Here is a 25536-nt window from a genome sequence, read left to right as displayed (position 1 = left end):
ACGTCCGGTATCCCGATCTCAGGCGAACGCCGCCTCTTGTTGCGCCCAGGGCGCCCAGCGGCAGGCGATGGCGTCATAGGTGATTTCAAGAACGCGCGCGCCAACGCCCTCCGGCAGCGCGAGCGCGACCCGCGCGCCGCTCCACCGTCCGCGATGATCGTCCGCCGCGAACAGCCCGTCCATCGAATCGAGCCCGACAGGTTGGCGCCCCGCCGCATCGATCAGCTTCGCCGAAACGATTTTCAGTCCCAGCGACCGCCGGTCGTCCGAGCCGGGGTCGACCTCCGCCGGCACCCCGGTCGCGACCGCCAGGCTCGCCGCTGTCACGCCCGCCGGCAAGGCAAAGCGCAGCACGCCGGTCTCGCCCGGCAAGGCGGCGATCGCATCGCCGCCCGCCAGCAGTTTCGCCGCCAGCGTATCGGTTGTTTGCAACCCGAGCGTTTTGGCGCGCTCATGCAGCCGCGTCCGCACGTCCCGCACCCGGGCGCCGCCGGTCAGCAGCTCCGCGCAGCGCGCCGCCCTGGCGCCGGTCGCGAAATCGGGATGCAGCGCCACGGCACCGGCGCCGTTGGCGAACATCGCGCGGTTGTCGTCGTCGATATAGCTCTCGGCCGGCAGCCCTTCGGCGAGCAGCACGTCATGCGCGTCCAGTTCGACATGGTAGTAGGTCACGCGCCGGGCCGCCCGGTCGCGCTGGATGGTCGCGCCGTTCACCAGCGTCTTGGCCTCGATCAGCGCGCCGTCGACAAAGATCGCGTGATCCGGCGAGACCGTGAGGTCCCGCGCCGGCAGACCCGGCCCGAACGCTCCGGCCAGGATGCGGATCGGCTCGACCGTCGCGCGATCCTTGACCCGATCCAGCGCGATATGCCGGTGCCCGATCCACACGACGCCGCGCGTCCGAACCCCGCCCTCGCGGCCGATCACCACAAGGTCGCCAACCTCCAGCGCCTCCACCGCGATCTCGCCGCTCGCGGTGAGAATCCGCGTCCCCTCGGCGAAGCAGGGCACCGAAATCGTGATGCCGTTCGGGCCAACGGTATCATACAGCGTGTTGGCCGGGTCGGTGTCGAACGTGCCGGTCAGATGCAGCGATTCGGTATAGGTATGGCCCGCGACGATATCCGTCACCGTCAGTTCGCCCGTCTTCGGATCATAGCTGAGGCTGACATCCTTGGCGCTGCCCGGCGTCTTCTCGGTGCTGTTGCCCAGGACGATCCGGTCGTTCGGGCCGAAACCCCTGATCGTCCCGCCGAAACCGGCCGGACTGCCGTTGATGTCCAGCACGTTCGGGGCAAGCGTGGTCCCATGGGTGCCGAAATCGACGGTGATCGATCCGTCATTGCCGGTGCTGTTGGCCAGAGTGACATGCGTGCCGTGATCGATGAAAATCGTGCCGTCGCCCGCCAGCGAGGTGGTATCGGTGAAGCTGGTGTGCGAGCCGGTCACGCCGATCGTGCCGTTATCGGTCACCATCGTCCCGCCGATCGAGGCGGTTCCGGTCGGGATCGATACCGTTTCGCCGGGATACACGGTCTCGCCGGGCGAAACCTCGCCGCTCCAGTTGGACGGATTGAACCAGCTCGTGGTGGTGCCGCCGCCGGTGAAGGTATAGTCCGCCCCCGCGGTGATGATTTCCGTGGTCTTGCCGCCCTGGCTGATGGTGCGCGCGGTGAAGAATGGCGCGATCGAACCGGCCAGGGTGATGATGTCGGTCTTCTTGCCGTTTTTCGTCTCCAGTTCGGTCACGCCGTGGACGGTTGCGGTGGTGACATTGGCCGTGCCGGAAAAACCGTCGATCTCGATCGTCTGGCCCGTACCGAATCCATCGACCGATCCTGCGAATCCGGCGGCATCGGTCAGAGCCAGGGTGTTGTTTGTCCCGCCCGCGAAAACCACCTGTTCCTTCGCCGCGACGGTGCCGAGCACCGCCTCGCCGCCATGGGAAATCTCGATATAGCCGTCCGGCGCATGGCCGGGATTCGCCGCGTTCGGGCTGTCGGCCACGCTGTTGGCGATGAAGGTGCCGCCATCGGCCAGAACCCAGCCCTCGTTATAGAAATTGACGGTATAGCCGCTGGCGGAGGTAACCTGGATATCGACCGTGCCGCGATTCGAGGCGTCGATTTCGCCGTAATTGACCAGGCCATGCGGCGATTGGGTATTGCCGCCGATTTCGATCGCGATGTTCAGGTCGTTGCCGGCGCCATTGGCGCCGATGAAGCCGAAATTATGATTCACGTCATTGGAAATGACGGTATCGCCGCCCTGCGCGACGATGCTCGCCAGCGTGTCGAACACCGGCGTCTTCGAGCTTGCCGGCGACAGGCCGGAAATCGTGCCGTCAACGCCGCCGAGACTGCCCGTTCCGCCCGGCCGTCCGAGTGCCAGGCCTTGCTCGGTCAGCGTCGCGCCGGCGGCGAGGGTGATCGCCTGGCCGTCGAGCTGATATTCGAAGAAGGCGGTGGGCGTGCCGCCCTGATACGATGGTATCGCCTGATAGACGTCAACAACGTTGTAGTTTGATGACGGCAGCGTATTGCCCTGCAGTATGGACGCGATCGTCGGGCCCGGCGTCGCCGAACCCGGAATCACCACGCCTTGCAGCGAGTCCGAAGACTCGACTGGCACGCCGTTCGACCAGTTCGAGCCGGTGAACCAGTTACTGTAGTTACTGTAGAATCCATTATTCCCGCCGCTGTCGGCAGTCCAAGTGGTCGAGCCGATCGTGCCTCGGCTGCTGTCGGAATTGGCCATGAGAGCGCTCCCTGGGAAATAAAATTCGGGAGCGCCACTAACGTTAACATCAATGCTTCGCAACAAAAACTCGAATGTATATTATAAAACTTCTCAAATATTTTGATTCTAATCTAAATTATTTAAATAATTTTTCGATTTTTGCTTTGAATTGTCAAATTTTAGTCCAATTAAATCAATAAACTCTAAATATAATTTAACAAAATCATATTTTGGCTGTTTTTCTCGCCTGGGACGATGGTTAGCGAAATGGTCTCAGTTTCATAACAAACGCCGCAAGACCGACATGGACCACACGGCGGGAGACATTTTCCGAAAACCGCGCCTGCACGAGTCGAATGGGGGCTTCCGGCGCGCCGCATAGCCCGATAATCTGGCGACACAATATTTCGGAGTCGTCCTTATGTCGTTGATATCAAAACGAATTGGTCTCGCCGCCTTGGCGGTTTCCGGCCTCGTCCCTGCCGCCCTGGCCGCGCCGATGCCGCCGAAACCACCGTCGGCCCCGGCGATCCGCCATGTCAGCCACGATTTCGGCACGCCGGTGGTCGACGATTATCGCTGGATGGAAAAGCCCGGCAGCAAGCGGCTCGCCACTTTCATGCGCGAACAGAACGCCTATACCCGCAAGGTTCTGGATGCGATTCCCGGCAAGCAGGCGCTCTACGAACAGATCAAGCAGGACGCCAATGTCGGCGCCGCGGTATTCTGGGTCACCCGCACCGCGGGCAAGATCTTCTACATGGGCCTCGAGCCCGGCCAGGACACCGCGCATCTCTTCGTACTCGATAAAATCGGCGCCAAGCCCCGTCTGCTGATCGACCCGATGCGCTTCAGCACGAACCATATCCCGCAGGCGCTCAATTTCTATTTCGTCTCGCCCAACGGCAAATACGTCGCCTTCGGCGTCTCCGGCGGCGGGTCCGAGCAGGCCAAGCTCCGGGTGCTCGATGTCGCGACCGGCAAGCTCCTGCCGATCGGCATCACGCGGGTCGACGGCGACAACACCGACTTCCCGCCGGTTTCCTGGCTGCCGGATTCCAAGGGTTTCATCTATTACCGGCTGCACAAATTCGGCGCGGGCGCGCCGGTCACCGATTTCTACCAGAAAAGCCGCGACTATCTGCATCTGCTGAGCGCGAACGATCCCACCGGCGCGCGGGACAAGCCGGTATTCGGCTATGGCGTCGCCAGATCGGCGCCGATGACCCTGGCGCAGGACGCGCTGGTGATGACCGTGCCGAATTCGAAATACGCGCTCGGCGTCTTCACCGAAAACGAGGAACTCCAGTCGGTCGACGCCATCTACGCCGCCAAGGTCGCCGATCTCGAACGCGGCGCGCCGGCCTGGCGCAAGGTGGCCGGGCGCGCGGCGGCGATCACCGGCTTCGCCCTGCACGGCGCGACTCTCGACATCATCAGCGCGCACCATGCACCTCGCTATAAAGTGATCCGCTACGACGTGACCGCCCCCGGTGCGCCGAAAACCGTGGTCGCCCCCGGCCGCGACGTCATCACCAGCCTGGCCGCGGGCAAGGATGGGCTCTATGTCGGCGCGATGCGCGACGGCATGGGCAGGATCATGCGGGTCGGCTACCGGTCCGGCAAAACCACTAAGGTGAAAATGCCGTTCCAGGGCGGCCTCGGCCAGATCATCGCCGATCCGCAAGCCCCCGGCGTCTGGTTCCATCTCGCCGGCTGGACCACGCCGCCCGCCTGGTACGATTTCAGCCCCGCGACCGGTAAAGTCGCGAATACCGGCCTGCAGAAGCCGCCCAAGGTCAGCTTCGCCGGCATCGAATCGAAAGAGGTCAAGGCGGTCTCCTGGGACGGCACGATGATCCCGGTCTCGATCATCATGAAAAAAGGCACCAGGCTCGACGGCAGGAATCCCACGCTTCTGATCGGCTATGGCAGCTACGGCATCACCATCACCCCCTATTTCGACCCGACCTCGCTGGCCTGGCTCGATCGCGGCGGCATCCTCGCGGTCGCCCATGTCCGCGGCGGCGGCTGGTATGGCCAGGCCTGGCACAAGGCCGGGCAGAAGCAGTGGAAAATCAACACGGTGTTCGACTTCATCGCCGCCGGGCAATACCTGGTCGATCACCATTATACCTCGCCGGCGCATCTGGCCGGGGAGGGCGGCAGCGCCGGCGGCATCACCATCGGCGGCGCGGTCGCCTGGCGGCCCGATCTGTTCGCCGCGGCGATCGACAGCCACGGCGACACCAACGCGCTGCGCATGCAGTTCAGCCCGAACGGCCCGCCGAACGAGATCGAGTTCGGCAACGTGCTGAAAAGGCGCGATTTCCACTGGATCTACGCGATGGATGCGATGGCCCATATCCGCACCGGGGTGAAATACCCGGCGATCCTCGCGATCACCGGGGCGAACGATCCGCGGGTCGAGCCCTGGGAAGTCGCCAAATTCGCAGCCCGGATGCAGGCGGCGAGCACCTCCGGCCGGCCGGTCCTGCTGCGGGTGAGCTACCAGTCCGGCCACGGTATCGGCTCGACCAAGGACCAGTATGTCCGCTCGCTCGCCGATCAGGACGCGTTCCTGTTCTGGCAACTGGGTGTTGCGGGATTCCAGCCGGATTTCGGCGCCGGAACTCCGCCGAAACGGATGGTGGTTCAACCGAGCCATAACCAAGGTCATTCGGCAAAAACTGGAACGTGATCGGCTTCAGGTAATCCGGCTCCGATAAAAACCGGGCGTTTTCCGTGATTGATTCGCGGAAAACGCCCGTCAGGCGGGCCGTCGGATCACGGCCGGCAGGAGGAAACGGAGACCACAGGCCTCATCACGGTTATCTGCCAGAGATATTAACGGCCGGTTTCCGCATCATATTTTCTCGCTCACCCGCGCCCAGATCCGAGGCAAATCCGCCGCAAACCGTGTCAAAAAAGTCGCGTTGCGGCGAAATTTCCGAATTGAAGCGGCCCCGCCCGCCCATTTGTTCAGAGGCCGCTTGAAGGACCGCTCCGGTAGGGGTAAACGCCCCGAAAGCGAAATGGTCGTTCGAACGTTTCGAATTAGTCATTTGCGCGGAGCGTTTCGTGTCGCTATCTTCAGGAAACGATTTTCCGAAGGAAGAAGCTCGGGACGACTCGAGGTTACGGACTGCACCAGCCGATGAATAATCGGTGGCTTTCAATCTTTGGCACCCAAACAAACCGGGATGGTACACAATGAAAATCAAAGCTCTGGGCGCACTTGCTGCTGTTGCCCTGCTGGCGGCGTGCTCGAGCGCCCCTAAAACCACCACGGCCACTACCGGCTCCGGTGCGACGGCGACGTCCACGGGCCCGGCTCCGGGAAGCGAGCAGCAACTGGTCGCCAGCGTCGGCGATCGGGCTTTCTTCGCTTTTAACCGGTCGGATCTGACCTCCGCCGACCGTGCGACGCTCGACCGGCAGTCGGCCTGGCTCGCCAAATACCCGAATGTGGACGTTCTGATCGCCGGCAATGCCGACCCGCGCGGCACCGAGGCTTACAACCTCGCCCTCGGCCATCGCCGTGCCAACGCCGCCCGCAACTATCTGGTCGCCAGGGGCGTGAGCCCGTCGCGCGTCCAGACGGTGTCCTACGGCAAGTCCTGCCTCGTTTCCCCCGGCAATACCTCGGAGGATTATGCGCAGGATCGCGTCGCGATCACCTCGGTTCAGGGCTTCAACCCCCAGAACTGCCACTGATCGAATAGCCATCAAGACCTGCCGCCCGGCCATTGCGGTCCGGCGGCCCGGCACCGGCGATCCGTTTGCACGGGTCGCCGGTTTGCGTTTGCGGCCAGGCTGTACGCCGCGACAATTCCCTTTGCCGCCAAACGGATTTAAGACATCATCGCGCATTTCGCGCCGCCATCGTCCCAAGGATGTCACATGCGTCGTCTTCGTTCTGCGTCCGTCCTTCCCGCGCTTGCCCTGGCGAGCCTGATCCCGCTCTCCGCCGCCCGCGCGCAAATGATTTCCAGCCGAGAAGGCATTGCGCTCGAAAATCAGATCCTGGAGCTGCGCCAGCAGATCCAGGCGCTGCAGCAGAACAATTCGGGCGGCTCCGTGCTCGCCCCGTCGCAGCCGCGATCCCCCGGCAATGAAGGTGCGACGAATCCGCTGCTGCCCAACATGCTTCAGCAGGTGCAGACGCTGGAGGATCAGGTCCAGTCGCTGCGCGGCCGGGTCGATACGCTGGAGCACGAGGTCGCGACCCAGCACGACGAAATCAAGCAGGAAATCGGCAATCTGAAATTCCAGCTCAACCAGGGCGGCCAGGGTTCGGGGGGCGTGACCGAGCAGAACGGCGCGCCGCCCGCATCGCCGCCTGCCGGCGGCACGCTGGGCACACTGCCGAAATCCAGCCGGACGACCCCGCCGCACCCAGTCCGCACCGTCGCCTCGGTCACCGCCGCGCGCCGCGCGCTGGCGGCGCATGATTACCGCACCGCCGAAGCCGATTCGCGGGCGGTGATCGCGCACCAGGGCAAGGGCGCGGACGGCGGAGCCGCCGAATTCACCCTGGCAGAGGCGCTCGCCCATCAGGGCAATCATCAGGCGGCGGCGATCGCCTATGACGATGCCTATACGGCGGATAAAACCGGCCCCCATGCGCCCTATGCGCTGCTCGGCCTCGCCAACTCACTGGCCGCGATCCACCAGGATCAGGCGGCCTGCGACACGCTGGATTCGCTGACCCACCAAATCGCCTCGCCACCCGCCGGTCTCGCGGCACAGGTCCGCGCCGCGCGCAGCCGCGCGCATTGCGGCTGACCGGGACACTATCCGAACGCTTTGCCGAGGCGATGGCGCGGCTCGGACCGTTCGGCCCGACGCCGCGGCTTGCCGTCGCCGTCTCCGGCGGCGCCGATAGCACCGCGCTCGCCCTGCTCGCGCAGGACTGGGTTCGCCCGGCGCGGGGATCGGTCCTCGCCCTGATCGCCGATCACGGGCTGCGCGCGGAATCCGGTGCCGAAGCCGCCCTCACGGCACGCCGTCTCGCCGCGCGCGGCATCGAAGCGCGCATTCTCACGCTTAGCATCGCCCCCGGCTCGGCCCTGCAGGACCGTGCCCGCACCGCCCGCCATGCGGCGCTGGCGGAGGCGGCGCGCGCAGCCGGCGCGGTCCATCTCCTGCTCGGGCACCATGCCGGCGATCAGGCCGAACTGCTCGCCATGCGGGCCGCGCGCGGCAAGCGCGGTGCCGCCGGCATGGCGGGCTTCGCCGCACGTCACGATATCGTGCTGCTGCGTCCGTTGCTCGGCACCGATCCCGCCGAACTCCGCGCCGAACTTCGCGCGCGCGGCATGGGCTGGATCGAAGACCCCTCGAACGCCGATCCCCGTTTCGAACGTGCCCGGCTGCGTGCCTCCGGTCTTGAGCCGGCGGTACCAAACCCGTCCGAGGCAGCCGCGCTCGCCGCCGCCCAGCGCGACACCGCGCGCTTCCTCGCCGGGCACACGACAATCGCCCCGGAAGGCTATGCGATTCTGCACACCGACCGGCCACCGGAGGACGCGCTCGCGGTTTTGATCCGCGCGATCGGCGGTGCCCTCTATCCGCCGCGCCGGGATCGCGTCGCGCGCCTCGCGGCGGGGCTGCGTCCGGCAACCCTGGGCGGCGTGCGGATCATGAAGGCGGGCCGGCTCGGGCCCGGCTGGCTCCTGCTCCGCGAAGCGAGCGCCTGCGCCGCGCCCGCCGCACCGCGAGCCGGCGCGCTGTGGGATGGGCGGTTCCGCATTCTCGCCGTCCCGCAAGGTGCCGATGCGATCGGCGCGCTCGGCGATCGCGCCACGACATTCCGTCATGCGACCAGGCTGCCCGCTGCGGTTCTGCGCGCCCTGCCGGCCTTCTGCCGATCGGGCGAGGTTCTCGCGGTGCCGCATCTCGGCGCGGGTCCGTCCGCACGCCTCGCCTTCGCGCCTCCGGCGCCGGCGGCCGCCTTGCCTTTCGTCCCGGCATAAATCGCCATGCACATCTGCGCGCGAAGCAAGGGCATGGGATAGGAAAATCGCCTGCCATGCCCATTTGGAAAGACGGGTGGTGGTGCCTGGCACGCCATGCCATGATATAGACGGATGATGTTGATGGACGTTTGCGTGTTCGGCCGGCTTTCCGGCCACCCGGAGAGGCTCCGGGCGACAATGAAACTGGATGAAGTCTGATGAATAATCTCGGGCGCAACCTGCTGGTCTGGGTGATTATCGCGCTGTTCCTGGTGCTGCTGTTCAACATGTTCCAGCCCACCGCGACGCAGACCGACCACGGAACCCAGATCGCCTATTCGACCTTCATGTCCGAAGTCAACGCGAACAAGGTCGATCACGTCACCATCCGCGGGCATGACATTTCCGGTGCACTCAAATCGGGCTCGACCTTCGAGACCTATGCGCCGAGCGACCCCAACCTGGTGGGCTCCCTGATCACCAAGAAAGTGCGCGTCGTCGCCAAGCCGCTGAATCCGCCGCAAAATCCGCTGCTGCACTACCTCTTGTCCTGGGCGCCGATGCTGCTCCTGCTGGGCGTGTGGATCTATTTCATGCGCCAGATGCAATCGGGCGGCGGACGGGCGATGGGCTTCGGCAAGTCCCGCGCGCGCCTGCTCACCGAAAAACAGGGCAGGGTGACCTTCGAGGATGTCGCCGGGATCGAGGAAGCCAAGGCCGAGTTGCAGGAAATCGTCGACTTCCTGCGCGACCCGCAGAAATTCCAGCGGCTCGGCGGCAAGATCCCCAAGGGCTGCCTGCTCGTCGGCCCGCCCGGCACCGGCAAGACGCTGCTTGCCCGCGCGATCGCGGGTGAGGCCAATGTCCCGTTCTTCACCATCTCGGGATCGGATTTCGTCGAAATGTTCGTCGGCGTCGGCGCGTCGCGCGTCCGCGACATGTTCGAGCAGGGCAAGAAAAACGCCCCCTGCATCATCTTCATCGACGAAATCGACGCGGTCGGCCGCCATCGCGGCGCCGGCCTCGGCGGCGGCAACGACGAACGCGAGCAGACCCTCAACCAGATGCTGGTCGAGATGGACGGGTTCGAGAGCAACGAGGGCGTGATCCTGATCGCCGCGACCAACCGGCCGGACGTGCTCGACCCCGCGCTTCTGCGCCCCGGCAGGTTCGACCGCCAGGTGGTGGTACCGAACCCCGACGTGAACGGGCGCGAGCGCATCCTGAAGGTGCATATGCGCAAGGTGCCGCTCGCCGCCGATGTCGATCCGAAAGTGATCGCGCGCGGCACCCCAGGCTTCTCCGGCGCCGATCTCGCCAATCTGGTGAACGAGGCGGCGTTGCTCGCCGCGCGCATCGGCAAGCGCGTGGTCGCGATGGCCGAGTTCGAATTCGCCAAGGACAAAGTGATGATGGGCGCCGAGCGTCGCTCCCTGGTGATGAGCGACGAAGAAAAGAAAATGACCGCCTATCACGAAGGCGGCCATGCGCTGTGCTCGATCGCCCAGCCGCATTGCGACCCGGTTCACAAGGCCACCATCATCCCGCGTGGCCGTGCGCTCGGCATGGTGATGAGCCTGCCGGAAGGCGATCGCTACTCCATGAGCAAGGCCAAGCTGCTCGCCGAACTGGTCAAGGCGATGGGTGGCCGCGCCGCCGAGGAAATCATTTTCGGGGCGGAGAATGTCTCGAATGGCGCCTCGGGCGACATCAAGCAGGCGACCGACATCACCCGCCGGATGATCACCGAATGGGGCATGAGCGACAAGCTGGGCATGATCGCCTATGGCGATAACGGTCAGGAATTGTTCCTCGGCCATTCGGTCACCCAGCACAAGAACGTATCCGAGGCGACCGCCCAGGAGATCGACAGCGAAATCAAGGCGGTGATCGACCACGCCTATGCCGAGGCCAAGCGCATCCTGACCGAGCGGATCGACGATCTGCACCGTCTCGCCAACGGGTTGCTGGAATACGAAACCCTGTCGGGCGACGAGATCGGCACGGTCCTGCGCGGCGAGCCGGTCATCCGCAAGGTGGTCGACGATCCGGCGCCCGACAGCCGCCGCTCTTCGGTGCCGACCGCTCAGAAACCCGACCTGCCGAAACCCGGCGGCCTCGGCCCGCTCCCCGCGCCCGGCTGAACCCTGTCCTCTAACGATGACGAAAGCCGGAGAAGCAATTCTCCGGCTTTTTTCCTGCCCGCGCCGCGCCATATCCCAAGTGCGCAACAAAGAGGACGGCACGATGGTTTTGCGGATCGGCATGATCGGATTGGGACGGATGGGGGCGGCGATGGCCGCACGGCTGATCGAGCGCGGCCACGCGGTCGGCGGCTGGAACCGGACCATCGAGCGCGCCGCCGCGATCGGCGGCCTCGCCGTCAAGGCCAGCCCCGCCGATGTCGTCGCCGGTGCCGATACCATCCTCGTCTCGCTGCTCGATGAGGACGCCGCGGAGACGGTCTATCGTGGCGATGCCGGCATTCTCGCCGTCGGGCTGGAGCGCAAAACCGTCGTCGATATGAGCACGCTGAAGCCCGCCGACATGCAGGCCAATGCCGACGCCGTCATCGGCGCCGGCGGCTTCTTCGTCGCCTGTCCGGTCGGCGGCACGGTCGGCCCGGCGCGGTCCGGCAAGCTGCTCGGTCTCGCCGGCGGCGATCCCGCCGCGATCGGCCGCGTCCAGCCTGTTCTCGATGAGCTGTGCGAGCGCATCGAGCGCTTCGACACGCCGCAAGCGGCCGCGGCGATGAAGCTCGCGATCAACCTGCCGCTCCTCGTCGCGTTCCAGGCGCTGGGCGAGGCGGCTTTGCTGACCCGTGATTTCGGAATCGACCAGAAAAGGCTGGTCTCGATCATCGCGGGCAGCCCCGGCGGCGCGCCGGCCATCGGACTGCGCGCGGAAGCGATCCTCGCGGAAATGCAGGGACGCCGCGCCAACACCGTCGGCTTCTCGCTCGAAGCGGTCGAGAAGGATCTGCGCCTGATCGACGAAGCCGGCCGCAAGCTGGGCTTCAACCTGCCGGTGACCGAGGCGGTGCGCCGCCTCGCGCATGATGCGACGCGCGAGGGCTGGGGCGACCGCGATCTCGCCGCCCTCACTGCGTTCAACCTGCGCGCCTGAGCTTTCGATGGAACTCTTGCACGATTTCGGTCCTTCAGCCATATTCATGCGCATAACGTGCGCAGGACAAATCGATGGGGTATGATCGCAACGCCCGCAAACGGCCCATCAATCTCAGCATGAACGAAAACCTGGTTCATCGGGCGCGATCCTATACGAAAAATCTGAGCGCGACGGTCGAAACCCTGCTCGGCGAGTTCGTCGACCGGGAAGCGTTGCGCCGCCGCGACGAAGACGCGGCGATCGACCGCGTGATCGACGGTCTCAACGCTTTCCACCACAGCCACGGCCTGCTGAGCGACGAATTTTCCGCCCTCTGACCCGTGGCGCAATTCGACGTTCACCATAATCCGGGGCGCCAGAGGGAAGCGATCCCGTATGTCGTCGTCCTGCAAACCGACCGTCTCAGCCGCAGCGCGACACGCTTTGTCGCGCCCCTGGTTCGCCAATCGGCCGCGCCCGTCGAGGCGCATTATCTGGCTCCGCGATTCATCGTCGATGGAACCGCCGTGGTTCTGGATGTCTTCAATCTCGCCACGATACCGGCCGATCGCCTCGGCCCGCCGGCTGCATCGCTTGCCGATGACGAGTCGCGCACCAAGCTGATCCGCGTCATGGACGAGTTTCTGAGCACGGCGTGATCGACCTTGCCTGATCGTCATCGCGAGCGGAGCGAAGCGATCCATCTCAAACCGCGACTCTCCCATTTCCAAGCCGGAGTAGCGGAGGCGCTGGTTTTCCGCTATCACCCCACGACGCGCCGGGATGGCGCGGCTGAACCGGGGGATGGTCTCCCGGAGCGATCGGAACGGTCCCAGGTCCGTCGGTTGCGCGCAAAGCCGGGATTTGCCCGGCGTTTCCGGCCACATGGCCCGTGGCTGTGACGAGTTTCGTCTCCCACAGCCCGACCCATGCCGCCCGAGACGCCGTCTCCCGCATCGCGCACACCGAACCCGGCCGGTCCGATCCCGTGTTTAAGGACTGCATGATGTTCGACAAATATTTCCGCAAGGAACTCGACTGGGGCGGGCGCAAGCTCATTCTCGAAACCGGCAAGGTCGCCCGCCAAGCCGACGGCGCCGTCGTCGCCTCCTATGGCGATACCGTGGTGCTGGCCACCGCCGTGGGCGCCAAATCGGCCAAGCCGGGGCAGGATTTCTTCCCGCTCACGGTGAACTACCAGGAAAAATTCTACGCCGCCGGCCGGATTCCCGGCGGGTTCTTCAAGCGCGAGGGACGGCCGACCGACCGCGAAACCCTGACTTCGCGCCTGATCGACCGGCCGATCCGCCCGCTCTTCCCGCACGGGTTCCGCAACGAGGTGCAGGTCATCGTCACCGTGCTCAGCCATGATCTGGAAAACGAGCCGGATATCGTCGCCCTGGTCGCCGCCTCCGCCGCGCTCACGCTGTCCGGCATTCCGTTCTTCGGTCCGGTTGCGGCGGCGCGCGTCGGCTATCTCGACGGCAATTACGTGCTCAACCCAACCTCCGCCGAAATAAAGGACAGCAAGCTCGACCTCGTGGTCGCCGGCACCGCCGAGGGCGTGCTGATGGTGGAGTCCGAGGCGCACGAACTCTCCGAAGATATCATGCTGGGCGCCGTCACCTTCGGCCACACGGCGTTCCAGCCGGTGATCCAGGCGATCGTCGAACTCGCCGAGCACGCGGCGAAAGAGCCCTGGGCGCTCACCGAGCAGAGCGACGAGGAAAAAACCCTCGCAACAAGGGTCGATGCGCTGTCCCGCGAGGGGATTCGCGCCGCCTATGCCGAGCGCGAGAAAACCGCCCGCCACGAGAAGCTCGGCGCGGTCAAGGCGGAAGCCATCGCCAAACTGACCGAGGAAGGTCTCGCGGCGGACAGGGCCAAGAATTTCTTCAAGGATCTCGAAGCCGACATCGTCCGTAACGCCATCCTCGATCACGGCATCCGCATCGACGGGCGCGACACCAGGACCGTTCGCCCGATTCTCGCCGAAGTCGGCGTCCTGCCGCGCACCCATGGCAGCGCCCTGTTCACCAGGGGCGAAACCCAGGCGGTGGTGATTGCCACCCTCGGCACCGCGCAGGACGAGCAGTTGATCGACGCGATCGAGGGCGAATATCGCGAGCATTTCATGCTCCACTACAATTTCCCGCCCTTCTCGGTGGGCGAGACCGGCCGCATGGGCAGCCCCGGCCGCCGCGAAGTCGGCCACGGCAAGCTCGCCTGGCGGGCGATCCACCCGCTGCTCCCCGGCAAGGACAAGTTCCCCTATACGCTGCGCGTGGTCTCCGAGATCACCGAGAGCAACGGATCGTCCTCGATGGCGACGGTCTGCGGCACCTCGCTCGCATTAATGGATGCGGGCGTGCCGCTCACCCGGCCGGTCGCGGGCATCGCCATGGGGCTGATCAAGGAAGATCGCGGCTTCGCGGTGCTCTCCGACATTCTCGGCGACGAGGATCATCTCGGCGACATGGATTTCAAGGTCGCCGGCACCGAGGCGGGCGTCACCTCCCTGCAGATGGACATCAAGATCACCTCGATCACGCCGGAGATCATGAAAATCGCGCTCGATCAGGCGCGCGACGGGCGGCTGCACATCCTTGGAGAGATGGCCAAGGCGCTGCAGGGCGCGCGGGCGGATGTCTCGGCCAACGCGCCGCGCATCACCGTGATCGCCGTGCCGAAGGACAAGATCCGGGACGTGATCGGCACCGGCGGAAAAGTGATCCGCGAGATCGTCGAACAGACCGGCTGCAAGATCGATATCGAGGATGACGGCACGATCAAGATCGCCGCGACCTCCGACGAACAGGCACAGAAGGCGATCGACCGGATTCGCGGCATCACCTCCGAGCCGGAAGTGGGCGCGATCTACACCGGCAAGGTGGTGAAGATCGCCGATTTCGGCGCTTTCGTGAACTTCATGGGCGCGCGCGACGGCCTCGTCCATATCAGCGAACTCGCCCAGGGCCGCGTCGCCCGCACCGGCGATGTCGTGAAGGTGGGCGATGTCGTGAAGGTCAAGATGATCGGTCTCGACGATCGCGGCAAGGTGAAATTGTCGATGCGGGTGGTCGATCAGGCGACCGGCGCGGACATTTCCGATCAGGTCGGCCCGAAAGGCGCGCGCCCGCGCGACGAAGCCGCCGCCGAGTAATTTTGCTCCAACCCCGCCACGGCGTCCCGGTGGTGACGCTCAAACCCGTCACCCCGCCACCCCGCCGCATCACCCAGGCCGATATCGACTGGCTGATCCGCCACCGCGTTCCATGCCTGCCCGGCCCGGACGCCGTCGCCCTCGTCAGAGCACTGCGCGACGAGAGTGATGAGCGCCTTGCCCCTCTATCTTGATACCAACATCCTCGTCAGTTTTTTCGTCCAGGACGACCTGAACGAACGGGCGATCCAATTCTTGAACGGCGCGGATGCCGAACTCCTGGTCAGCGACTTTGCCAAACTCGAATTCGGGTCCGCGGTTGCGCAACGCTGCCGCATGAAATTGCTCGAACCCGACGCCGCCCAAGCGGCCCTCGCCGCCTTCGACTCGTGGACCGTCCGAATCGCCACCCGCATCGAAACCGCCCCGGCCGACTTGATCGCCGCCGCTGCCGCCATCCGCCGGCTCGACACCCCGCTCCGCACCGGCGACGCGTTGCACATCGCCATCGCCGACCGGATCGGCGCCACCATCGCCACCTTCGACCGCAAAATGACCGAAGCCGCCCTCGCCCTCGGCGTTGCCGTTACAGCCTGATCGTCTCCGACCGCGCGGCGGCGAGGCCGAACAGCAGGGCGGGGATCAGCGTCGCGGTCAGGAACGCCGTCGCCGGCCACCACGCCCCGGTCGCGGCATGGATCGCGCCCATGCCGAGCGGCCCGGCGATCGACACCGCATAGCCGATCGCCTGGGAAAACGCCGAAACGCTCATCGCCTCGACCACCCCGCCGGCGCGCAGCACGATGAGGGTGAGGGCGAGCGGAAAACTCGCCCCCTGGCCGATCCCGATGATCACCACCCACAGCCACGGCGCCGCGCCAGGCGCGATATCGAGCCCGAGATAGCCGATCGCGGTGACGCCGAGCACCAGCGCCAGCAGCGCGCGCTGGTCGCGGCCGCGCGTAGCCAGTCCCGGCGTGATCAGCGCGACCGGAATCGCGACCACCGTGGTCATCGACAGCATCAGCCCGGCGCGGGCCGGCGCGATGCCGACCGAATGCAGAATCGCCGGCAGCCAGGACAGCACGGCGTAATAGCCGAGCGATTGCAGCCCCATGAACATCGCCACCGCCCAGGCGCGTTTCATCCGCGCGAGCCGGATGAAGCCGCCGGGAATGCGCGGCAGGGTCGCGCGATGGACGCCATGGCGAAGCTGTGGCAGCCACAGCATGAGCGCCGCCAGTGCCGGGATCGCCCAGAACCCGAGCGCGGCGCGCCATCCCAGCCCGCTCGCATCGGCCAACGGCACGCTGATCGCCGCGGCGACCGCCGCAGCCCCGTTCAGCATGGTAGTGTAGAGCCCGGTGACCAGCCCGATCCGGCCGGGAAAATCGCGCTTGACGATGGCGGGCAGCAGCACGTTGCCGATCGCGATCGCCGAACCGGCAAGGGCGGTGCCGAGAAACAGCGGCAGCGCCGCGTCGAACAGCCGGAGCAGCAGCCCCGCGAGCAGCACCGAAAGCGCGATCAGCATCGCCGGTTCCAGCCCGAGCCGCCGCTGCAGCGGCAGGCTCGCTGGGGCCAGGGCGGCGAAACACACCACCGGAATTGTCGCCAGCGCGGTCAGCCCGAACGCGCCGAACCCGAGCGCCGCCCCGATCGGCACCAGCAGCGGCGAGACCGAGGCGATCGCCGGGCGCAGATTGGCGGCGATCAGCAGAATCCCGGCGAGCAGCAGCACGCCACGCACCCGGTGGTGCGGCGCCTTCGCGGTGCCGAGCTCTGGCGCATCCCTCATGATATCAACTCTACCCGCGATTCCGGCGAAACCGAACCGCAGGCAAACGCGTATCAGGCCGCCGGCAGCAGCCGCTTGACGATTGCCGAAACCCGGTGCCGGCGCATTTCGTATTTCGCCTTGGCATCGGTGGTCATGTAGTTGAGCTGCACCGTGTAGCGCCGCCCGACGAATTGCCGATGGCCGTGCCAGGTCGTCGGCCCGTTCGGGAAAACCAGCAGCGTGCCGTCCACCGGCGGAACCTCCACGACGTAATCCTCAAGGTCGTTCGGCCCACGCAGCAGGCGCAGACACCCTTCCTGCCGCGCCCAGGCGGCGCTCGCCGGGTTGAGATAGAGCAGAACCGTGACCCGCTTGGCCGCCGAATCGCAATGGATCTGGCCGTCGCGCTCGCCGGTCTGGCCACGCAGCGTCACCATCACCGGCGCGTCCGACAGGTCGAGCCCGAATTTCGCGGCGATCGCCGCGCGCAGCGCCGTACCCTGCATTTCGCGCATCAGTTGCGCTGCCGGGGGGCCGAGACGCACCGATTCGACCGGGAAACTGCCCCGGCTGCCGAGCGGCGGCAGGCTCGCCACCACATCGGCGAGGCGATCAGGGCGGACGAAATTGCGCAACAGCAGATGCGGGAAGGGATCGGCCGAAACCGGCGTCGCGTCCAGGCCGGCGAAATCGAGAACGGAATCGGCAGGAGGGGTCATGTGCGGGTCTCCACGCTCAGGCTCATACAGGATTCGCCGGGATAAGGAAAACCGCCCGTCTGACAGCCAAAAGGCGCGGAACGGCCCCGCGCCTTATCTCGACCCCGATCAAATGATGCGTTCATCGAATTCGACGAACGCATAGATAGACCGGCCTCAGAATCCTTCGCGCTCGATCCGCTTGCGCTCCATCTTGCGGGCGCGGCGAACCGCCTCGGCGGCTTCGCGGGCGCGGCGCTCGGAGGGTTTTTCGTAGTGGCGGCGCAACTTCATCTCGCGGAACACGCCTTCACGCTGAAGCTTCTTCTTGAGCGCCTTCAGCGCCTGATCGACATTGTTGTCGCGAACGAGAACTTGCACTTGGCCTGACACTCCATCGGGTTAAGGCGTTACGATAAACAAGAAAACGCCGCGTCAGGCAAGACGCAGCGGGCTCGATCACCGGGTTGGAATCGGTGCGCTTGCCGCCCTATAGCAAAAATCCAGGCTTTGCCAAACCCCTTTTTTCCGCATTGCCGAGGGCCCGGCAAAATCAACAGATCCGGCATCGTGCCTCCTTGAAACCGTGACCGGCGAAAATGCCGGGTAACGGCAGGGTGGGCAATGGGCCGTCATCCCCGCCAAACGCCTGTTTGCGAAAGCCGGGTTTCGCGCCATGTTCGGTCCATGGCGATTCTGAAACTGGCCCGGCTGGGCCATCCCGTCCTGCTCGCGCGCGCCGAGGCGGTCGACGACCCGACCGCGCCCGAAATCGCCCGCCTGCTCGCGGACATGGCGGAAACCCTGGACGATGCCGGCGGCGTCGGGCTGGCGGCACCTCAGGTTCACGTGCCGCTCCGCCTGTTCATCTACCGGGTGCCCGAACGCCGGAGCAGCGGCGCCGAGGACGATGCGCCGCGCGGCCTTTCGGCGGTGATCAACCCGGAGCTCACTTTGCATGACGGCCCCATGGTCGCCGACTGGGAGGGCTGCCTGTCGATCCCCGGCCTGACCGCCCGGATTCCCCGCGCCGCGCGGATTACCCTGCGCGGCCGGGATGCCGCGGGTGCGGCGTTCACCCGCGCGGCTTCGGGGTTTCACGCGCGGGTGATCCAGCACGAGGCGGACCATCTCGACGGCATTCTCTATCTGGCCCGGATGGACGATCCGCGTATGATCGGGTTCAACGAGGAAATCGCGCGGTACCGCGACGACATTCTCGCGTTCGGCGCCGAGCGGGCGATGTGATGAGGGAGCAGGGGCGATGACCGGGACCGATCCGACGCACCACGAGGACGATGCGGTGATCCGCGCCTTGCTCGTGGACGTGCCGTTCGACGGATGGACGACGCGCGCCTTACGGCGCGCATTGCTTGCGAATGGCCGCGACCCGGCGGATGCGGTGCTGCTGTTTCCCGGCGGTGCGCCCGAGATGATCGAAGCCTGGTCCGAGCTCGCCGACCGGGACATGGTGGCGGCCGCGCGCGCGGCCGATCTCGCCGCCTATCGCACGCCCGCGCGGGTGCGGGCGATCGTTTCGCTGCGCCTTGAGCATAACCGCCCGCATCGCGAGGCGCTGCGCCGGGCGCTGGCGGTGCTCGCTGTGCCGGGCCATGCACGGCTCGCCGCGCGGATCACCGCGCGCACGGTGGATGCGATCTGGCACGCGGCGGGCGACCGATCGGCGGATTTTTCATGGTACACCAAGCGCGCGCTGCTCGCCGGGGTCTATACGAGCACGCTGCTGTTCTGGCTGCGGGACACCTCGGACGACGATGCCGAAACCATCGCCTTTCTCGATCGAAGGCTCGCCGACGTCGCCCGGATCGGCAAGGCGCGCAAGCGGATCGAAGCCGTCATCCCGAAATTCGGCGGCGCCTCGGCCTGATTGTTCGCGCTGTCCTGCCCGTCATCGCGCGGTCGGCATCGGCTGCCGCCAGGATGTCGCGACGCGGCCGGGCGGCGCCTCGGCGATAATCTCGCGATACCGCAATCGCCCGCATACGGTGATGTCGATCCGCCGCGCTCCCCCTTCGTAGCCATTCCTGCAATTCCGCAGATTGCAGGAACTTTTGGCTACTTCGCCCGGCGGCAGATGGGCCGCGCCATCGGTCCAGCGCCAGCGTCTTGCGGAATCGCCCCCGGCGCCATGCCATCCCGGCGCCGCGAGTTGCGCGAGATCGACCGCCGCGCCGTCGCACTGCATTGCGCTGATCGCGACGCCGAGGATCCGCGCATCATCGCCCTCCGTCACCCCGATGCGCGATTTCACGATCAGGGTCCTTGCCGGCTTGTCCAGGTCGAACCGGTACCGCTCGCCGTCCGCCTCGCTCGGGCGCACCACAACCCCGTCCGCGAGCAGATGCAGATCGGGATCGTCGCTGAACCGCCCGCGCAACCCGGCCCGCCGGTCGATCCGCTCGCGAATTGCCTCGAACCGGTCCCCGCGCGTCAGCCGCTCGGCGCAATAGGCGGCGGGAATCGCCGCATCATCGCCACGCGCGGCCCGATACGAAGCCGCGTTCTGGAACATGGCGCGATTGCCGTCATCGACGTAGGATTCCGCCGAAGCCCCCTCGGCCAGCAGCACGCCGTGGCTGTCGAGTTCGACATGATAATACTCGATGAGATCGCGCGCGTCCTCCTGCCGGACCGACTCGCCGTTGATCAGGTGCCGCGCCGGGATCAGCACGCCGTCGAGATAGATGCCGTGTTCGGGCGAGACCATCAGGTCGCGCGCCGGAACATTGTCATCCAGCGCACCGGCGGCGATGCGGATCGGCAGAAGATGCGCCTGGCCGGCGATGAACGGGGCGGCGTAGGCGCGATACCCGATCCAGCGTATCGGCCGCAGCCCCCCGCCGCTTGTGACGACGCGATCGCCGATGGCGAGATCTTCCACCGGCCGCTCACCGCCATCCGTGGCGATTCTGGTGCCCCGGCAATAGCAGGCGATATAGGCGACCTCCATGCCGGTTCCGGTCGGGTCGCGCGTTACCGAGAAATCGGCGGCGGTGAGGGAGCAGTTGACGGCGGCAAGCGTATAGCTGGCGAAGGTGCCGCCGGTGGCGTTGACGAATTCGATGGCGGTGCTCGCCCCGAGCCCCAGAATCCCCGGATTCTGTACGATGGCAACGCTTCCCGCCGTGCCGTCGCCGAAAAACACGAAATCGTCGCCGACCGCGTAACCCGATACGTCGGCGAGCAGGCCGGCATTCGCCCCGCTTTCGAACAGGATGGTGCTGCCGGTGCCGGAAAATTCGAATGTGTCCGCCGACAACAGCGCCCCGGCGCTCGCATTGGCGCCGAAGGCGAGCGTGCCGCCCGGCCCGGCGACGAAGGTTTCGCTGCGAGCAGCAGGCTGCCGGATTCGTTATCGAGGAAGGTGGCGCCGTCCTGCGCGGTCACCACGTTGTTGCCGCCGAGCGTGCCGTTCGTCGCGGTGACAACGACGCCGGACCCGGTGACGACAACGTCTTCGCCGCTGGCGAGGGACGGGAGCGAGCCGGAGACCGTGAGAGTGATGGTGCTCATGGGCGTGTCTGGCTTTCGGACGGTTACCGTCTCGTTTAACGTCCGTTTTCAGAAATGTCACTCAATTTTTAGATTTTAGTAACATTTTTGGTCCATGGAGTATGATACCGGCCGCCCTGGACAATGACCCATCACCCCGTCATTGCGAGCCGGCGCGGCGGAGCGTCGAAAGGTTCCGGCAATTCAAGGGATTGTTGGAACGGCGCGGAGGCAATCCATTTTATTGCAGTGTTATGCACGGAAAAATGGATTGCTTCCGCCGCGCGTCGTGCGAATGCATGCCTTCGTGTGACGCCCGGCGTCGCAATGACGCGTTGGCGTCAGGCGTGAGTCGCAGGCTACGGCGGTTGAGTCTCTGACACCATCGTCATCGGCGGATGAGGCTCGACGATCCAGCCGACCGTCATCACGCGGAACCCGACCTTGAACGCGAGGAGACTCCGCCGACGAAACAATTCAGAAATGCCGCATCATTGCCGTCATCGCGAGAAGCAACGCGACGAAGCGATCCATGCTCGCCGCGATCAGCGACCGCCCTGGCCCGGATCATTCGGTTCTTGACGGGCGAGGCGCCTGTCCCCTAATCCAAATCGGTGTCCAATCCTTATTCAAATTTACCGGATGCAGCGTTCTGGCGACGGTCCATGTCCGGGCGGTTGCCGCGGGAGGTCGATCCGGTCACGCCGCCACCCTTCACCATTGGGCCGCGTGACTTGGTTGCTCCTAAACACGCCGGGATTTGAGTTAAGTATTTTCTAAAGCATCAAGTCAAATGGCCATTCATTCTCAAGAACAGAGGTTGACTGAACATCACATTCAGCAAAAAGTCTCGACAAACCGAATTCCTTTAAATCCAACCCCGACATTTCTTCTATAATTTTTGAATAATTCTGTTTTAAAATTATTGAATTTGGTGATAAATTGGTAACAACAATCAAACCTGTCGGGGGCGCATCATATGCAACTATTTTTAGGTCTGGTCGATATTTTTTTAGAATCAAAAAAACTTTCCAGACATCTCCCGTCCACGCGCCGCTCCGGCTTTCCCGGATCGATGGCAACCCTGGTGCACGATCAGCCATCGGAACTTCAACTGGAAGACAATCATGCATCAGAATCACAGAACTCGGACGGCAAAATTTCTCTACATTAATAAAATCTCTAAGTAAATATTCAAAATGATGCATCCCATCAAGAAATGCCATATCTAATGGCACACCTAAAAGCGCATCAACCCTATAATTATCAAAAAACTCGTCACTAGTGGTCTGGAACAGGAGCGCGCTAGGCTTTTCTCCCACAATGCTGTCTGCGTTAATTTGAAACTCAAGATCAACGCCAATCGATCTGGCCTGCGAAAGTGAAAATGTTACACCTTTTTGGACCCCTATTTCAAGATAAGATCGAGGATTCAATTTTCTGTGAAACAACGTCAATAAATCTGTGTAATGTAATCCTTTATGATCTTCAACAGAAAGGAGAGTTTCATCAAATTTGTCTAAAACGAAATCTACCATTTTAGGAATATCAGCAATCCAATATAAGCCGTGGGCTAAATCAATCTGTTCCTCTGATAAATTTTCATTATTTATATCAACGTCTTTAATAAACTCTTCAAGGCAATATGACGGAAAAACGCTTCCTTCCGCTTGATTTGCAACCCATTCAGCAGGGTTTCGTTGCAAAATTTCTGAATTACAATGTATAACTCCTGGTTTATTTGAAAACCAGCCAATTTTATGCTGTATTGTACCGTGATGACAGCAATAAAAATCAACAACACTGGAAATTTTTAAAGAATAAAGTACATTTTCTCCTATGGCGGAAAATATTTTTTGCCTATCAGATAGCATTTTATTTAATATAACAGACCTATTAATTTCTTCATATGCCAACTTATCGGACATAATTATTTTGTTCGCCGCATATCTGTCATATGATGGATTGATTGGGAAGTCGTCTTGGAGTGAATAGCCGTCAATAATGAAACAGCATTGTGGATATTTTTGCGAAAAACGATCGATCAAAACCGTCAAAAATTGAACCTGATTAACCGGCGTCCTATTCTCAGTGCGAACGCTTAACCATATTGTTGGCCAGTACTTCCCCTGGATCTGCTCAACAAGATCCACACCTTCTCTTGAAAGTTTTTTGCTTCCGTAATTCATTAAGCGATTTCGTACACGCTCTGTAACGCGAAAGCCGCCAACTGGTACGAATGTACAACCCGGCTTATTTAACTCCAGCAATAAACTATCGGCATGATAAGAGTGAATCCAATTTTGGAATTCTGGAAATAAGTCTGAAGTTTGACCTAGTGGCTCATGCGTTGAAATGATTGAGAGAGACCGTGAGTGATCTATGATTCCAGCTAGCGTCTCTAATGCGACGAGTTGATTCCAAGCATAGTGCGCAAAATTTGGGTCGCCGACAACAATTCTAACGTCCTTAGACTCTCGAGATATTATATCCCATTCTTGCTTGCTAAGTATCTCTAAGATTTTCTCTGCGTCGGCGATTTTTACCCCCCATAGTGGATCGCCAAAATTAAAGATGATCCGAGCAGACAATACAATAATTGATGATATAGGAAAGCCCTGTCCTAAATTGGCTACGGCCGCCAAGATATCGGGCTGAGCCGGAAATCTGAAAAAAGTAGTTTTATTGGGTAAAATAATTGAGTCACTCGAACCAATCTTGATCCCGGAGAATGGGCATATAATTTCGAATCCTCCATGCTTGACGACGTCTAAATGATTCCACCGACCGAACGCCTCTTGGGGTGCACCGTTCCTGGAATATATATCGGCGATGCAGTCTCTTATATACGGAAATTTATCATCATGAACAGCTAATTCATTAAACTGATTTTCATTGTCGCAATGAACTTCGTAAAAATCTTTATGTGACATTGATCTGCCCTCAATTCTTGTTAAATATTTATATCATATTTTTCAATTTTTTGATCGTGCAGAACTCTGCCTCCGTAATGTTTTCAGCGTATATTACTGAAATTAACTCTACAGTGTTCTGCTCGTTGGCGATGCTCGATAGAAACGAACACAGATCATTATCAATTTTATGACTATTGACGATCACCGCGTTTGCTCCAACGCCTTCTGCATTTCTTTAACCATCGCCGCCTTACCGAATTTCTCGTCGATCATCGCCAGCCCGGCCCTCGCCATTTTTTCGTTCCACGCCGCATCGGTCAGAACGCGATTGAGTTTCGCCGCGAAATCTTCCGGCGAGCGCGCCACCAGCCAGGCCAGATCGCCCTCGATCGGCAGGCCCTCGGCGGCAATCTCGCTCATGACACAAGGCAGCCCGTGCGCAAAGCTCTCCAGCACCTTGCCCTTCACCCCCGCGCCGTAGCGCAGCGGTGCTATGGTGCAGCGAAGCGTGTGAAGCGCATCCGCCAGCACCGGCACATGGCCGCGCACGTCGATGGCCGGCCCGTGCAGCCGGGCGATGCTCTCTGGCATGTTGCTGCCGATCACCGCAAACCGCTGATCCGGTAATTCCGGCAGAAGCGGCATGATCGCGTCGGCGAAATGCAGCACCGCATCCTCGTTCGGTGGGTGCTTGTAACTGCCGAAAAACGCATAGCCGGCGCGCTGCGCGAATGGCAGCGTCGTCGGGCGCGATTCGACCGCCCAGAAGACGATTTCGACCGGCACCTCCGGCAGAATGGTCCGCAGCAATTCGGCCTCGGCGGTGGAATAGACGATCACGCAATCCACCTGTTGCATCGCCGCCAGCTCGCGCTTGCGCTTGGTCGCCGCACTGGCGCGCAGCGCGGCGTCGTCGGCCAGTTCGGCTTCCCGCTCCTCGCGCAGGAAGTGCAGATCGCACACATTATACACCAGCCGGCATTTCGGAAATTTCTCGCGCGCCATCGCGGCGTATTTCGACGCATTGGAAAACCGATGGAAATACACCAGATCCGGCGCCACCAGCGCCTTCCGCAGAACCTCCTCGACCGACCAGAAATACGGCGCATACAGGCATTCGACGCCGATTTTCTCCAGCGCCCGCGTATGCGGGTCGAGCCGTGCCATGTTGTCGGACGGAATGAACGTCACCTTGTAGCCGAGCTGCTGCAGCGCCAGGATATGCTGCAAGGCGCCGTTGGAACCGGCATCCTGCTCCGGCGTCAATATCGTATCGTCGATGAAATAGGCGCGGCGGATAACATCCCGTTCGGCTTCCAGCGCGGGGTGCTCGCCGTTCATCCGGTGCCGGGCCAGCGTGTCCTTCCAGCGGAGAAAGAATTTCCGGTGATTGACCGCCTGATAGCGCTTCAGCCCGGTGCCCGCCGTGTCGGTGCCGTTGCTCACCCCTTCGAGATGCACGATCTCGGAGGCCGGCTGCACCACCACGCGCCTGCCCGCCGCGCGCACCCGGAAACACAGATCGACATCCTCGTAATCTTACTGTGTCATAAATCGAGCATTCTCGATTTGTCGTTGGCAACACGGGCATCTAGGCAGGGTTCTGGCGAGGGTGCGGGCGATTGTTGTTCTGAGCGTGGTCATTGATGTTGCGAGGTGG

21 protein-coding genes are annotated in these 25536 nt (G+C 63.0%); 13 read left to right on the top strand and 8 right to left on the bottom strand.

Annotated elements, in window-relative coordinates; all coding sequences use genetic code 11:
• Nucleotides 1-18 precede the first annotated feature (18 nt).
• Complete coding sequence (locus tag L2A60_RS03330) at nt 19-2757, bottom strand: Hint domain-containing protein (RefSeq protein WP_235702957.1); 2739 nt, start codon at nt 2755-2757, stop codon at nt 19-21.
• A 403-nt stretch (nt 2758-3160) separates the two neighbouring features.
• Here L2A60_RS03330 and L2A60_RS03325 point away from each other — a divergent pair, with 403 nt between their 5' ends.
• Nucleotides 3161-5440, top strand: coding sequence for a prolyl oligopeptidase family serine peptidase (locus L2A60_RS03325; protein WP_235702956.1), 2280 nt, complete (start codon nt 3161-3163; stop codon nt 5438-5440).
• A 130-nt stretch (nt 5441-5570) separates the two neighbouring features.
• Here L2A60_RS03325 and L2A60_RS03320 read toward each other — a convergent pair whose 3' ends face one another.
• The gene (locus tag L2A60_RS03320; RefSeq protein ID WP_235702955.1) at nt 5571-5918 is read right to left on the bottom strand and encodes a hypothetical protein; all 348 of its coding nucleotides are present in this window, start codon (nt 5916-5918) and stop codon (nt 5571-5573) included.
• 34 nt (nt 5919-5952) lie between these two features.
• On the opposite strand from L2A60_RS03320, the gene L2A60_RS03315 reads away from it, so the two are divergent.
• From L2A60_RS03315 to L2A60_RS03270, 10 genes are all read left to right on the top strand, one after another.
• Nucleotides 5953-6456, top strand: coding sequence for an OmpA family protein (locus tag L2A60_RS03315; protein ID WP_235702954.1), 504 nt, complete (start codon nt 5953-5955; stop codon nt 6454-6456).
• Between the two features lie 186 nt (nt 6457-6642).
• Complete coding sequence (locus L2A60_RS03310; protein WP_235702953.1) at nt 6643-7527, top strand: tetratricopeptide repeat protein; 885 nt, start codon at nt 6643-6645, stop codon at nt 7525-7527.
• Nucleotides 7518-8717 (top strand): tRNA lysidine(34) synthetase TilS, encoded by a 1200-nt coding sequence (gene tilS, locus L2A60_RS03305; protein WP_235702952.1) that lies wholly within the window; start codon nt 7518-7520, stop codon nt 8715-8717. The genes L2A60_RS03310 and tilS overlap by 10 nt, the downstream gene beginning before the upstream one ends.
• 200 nt (nt 8718-8917) lie before the next feature.
• The gene (gene ftsH, locus L2A60_RS03300; protein ID WP_235702951.1) at nt 8918-10843 is read left to right on the top strand and encodes an ATP-dependent zinc metalloprotease FtsH; all 1926 of its coding nucleotides are present in this window, start codon (nt 8918-8920) and stop codon (nt 10841-10843) included.
• 79 nt (nt 10844-10922) lie between these two features.
• On the top strand, nt 10923-11825 hold the full coding sequence (locus L2A60_RS03295; RefSeq protein WP_235702950.1) for an NAD(P)-dependent oxidoreductase: 903 nt from the start codon (nt 10923-10925) through the stop codon (nt 11823-11825).
• Nucleotides 11826-11899: 74 nt separating this feature from the next.
• The gene (locus L2A60_RS03290) at nt 11900-12145 is read left to right on the top strand and encodes a type II toxin-antitoxin system CcdA family antitoxin (RefSeq protein WP_262312174.1); all 246 of its coding nucleotides are present in this window, start codon (nt 11900-11902) and stop codon (nt 12143-12145) included.
• Nucleotides 12146-12148: 3 nt separating this feature from the next.
• Nucleotides 12149-12466: a CcdB family protein gene (locus tag L2A60_RS03285; protein ID WP_235702948.1), complete on the top strand. Its 318-nt coding sequence runs from the start codon at nt 12149-12151 to the stop codon at nt 12464-12466.
• A gap of 344 nt (nt 12467-12810) precedes the next feature.
• Nucleotides 12811-14970 carry a polyribonucleotide nucleotidyltransferase gene (gene pnp / locus L2A60_RS03280; protein WP_407932512.1) on the top strand — a complete coding sequence of 720 codons (2160 nt, stop codon included), beginning with the start codon at nt 12811-12813 and terminating at the stop codon, nt 14968-14970.
• 32 nt (nt 14971-15002) lie between these two features.
• Nucleotides 15003-15164, top strand: coding sequence for a hypothetical protein (locus L2A60_RS03275; protein ID WP_235702947.1), 162 nt, complete (start codon nt 15003-15005; stop codon nt 15162-15164).
• The gene (locus tag L2A60_RS03270) at nt 15139-15567 is read left to right on the top strand and encodes a type II toxin-antitoxin system VapC family toxin (RefSeq protein WP_235702946.1); all 429 of its coding nucleotides are present in this window, start codon (nt 15139-15141) and stop codon (nt 15565-15567) included. The genes L2A60_RS03275 and L2A60_RS03270 overlap by 26 nt, the downstream gene beginning before the upstream one ends.
• Here the strand turns inward: L2A60_RS03270 and L2A60_RS03265 are convergent.
• From L2A60_RS03265 to rpsU, 3 genes are all read right to left on the bottom strand, one after another.
• Nucleotides 15557-16768 (bottom strand): MFS transporter, encoded by a 1212-nt coding sequence (locus tag L2A60_RS03265; RefSeq protein ID WP_235702945.1) that lies wholly within the window; start codon nt 16766-16768, stop codon nt 15557-15559. The two genes, L2A60_RS03270 and L2A60_RS03265, sit on opposite strands and share 11 nt — an antisense overlap.
• Before the next feature lie 53 nt (nt 16769-16821).
• Nucleotides 16822-17469 (bottom strand): 2OG-Fe(II) oxygenase, encoded by a 648-nt coding sequence (locus L2A60_RS03260; RefSeq protein ID WP_235702944.1) that lies wholly within the window; start codon nt 17467-17469, stop codon nt 16822-16824.
• A gap of 156 nt (nt 17470-17625) precedes the next feature.
• Nucleotides 17626-17829 carry a 30S ribosomal protein S21 gene (rpsU, locus tag L2A60_RS03255; protein ID WP_007421557.1) on the bottom strand — a complete coding sequence of 68 codons (204 nt, stop codon included), beginning with the start codon at nt 17827-17829 and terminating at the stop codon, nt 17626-17628.
• A gap of 306 nt (nt 17830-18135) precedes the next feature.
• Here rpsU and def point away from each other — a divergent pair, with 306 nt between their 5' ends.
• Nucleotides 18136-18696, top strand: coding sequence for a peptide deformylase (gene def / locus L2A60_RS03250; protein WP_235702943.1), 561 nt, complete (start codon nt 18136-18138; stop codon nt 18694-18696).
• Between the two features lie 16 nt (nt 18697-18712).
• A complete protein-coding gene (locus L2A60_RS03245) occupies nt 18713-19336 on the top strand; it encodes a COQ9 family protein (protein ID WP_235702942.1) in 624 nt (207 codons plus the stop codon).
• 21 nt (nt 19337-19357) lie between these two features.
• On the opposite strand, the gene L2A60_RS03240 is transcribed toward L2A60_RS03245, so the two are convergent.
• From L2A60_RS03240 to L2A60_RS20730, 3 genes are all read right to left on the bottom strand, one after another.
• Nucleotides 19358-20728, bottom strand: a complete 1371-nt coding sequence (locus tag L2A60_RS03240; RefSeq protein ID WP_235702941.1) for a Hint domain-containing protein — start codon at nt 20726-20728, stop codon at nt 19358-19360.
• 1009 nt (nt 20729-21737) lie between these two features.
• Nucleotides 21738-23894 carry a class I SAM-dependent methyltransferase gene (locus L2A60_RS03235; RefSeq protein ID WP_235702940.1) on the bottom strand — a complete coding sequence of 719 codons (2157 nt, stop codon included), beginning with the start codon at nt 23892-23894 and terminating at the stop codon, nt 21738-21740.
• Nucleotides 23895-24077: 183 nt separating this feature from the next.
• Nucleotides 24078-25358, bottom strand: coding sequence for a glycosyltransferase family 4 protein (locus L2A60_RS20730; protein ID WP_235702939.1), 1281 nt, complete (start codon nt 25356-25358; stop codon nt 24078-24080).
• Between the last annotated feature and the right edge of the window lie 178 nt (nt 25359-25536).

The sequence above is a fragment of the Acidiphilium iwatense genome (assembly GCF_021556475.1).
GTDB classification, from domain to species: domain Bacteria; phylum Pseudomonadota; class Alphaproteobacteria; order Acetobacterales; family Acetobacteraceae; genus Acidiphilium; species Acidiphilium iwatense.
This window is presented reverse-complemented; position numbering and strand designations above follow the sequence as displayed.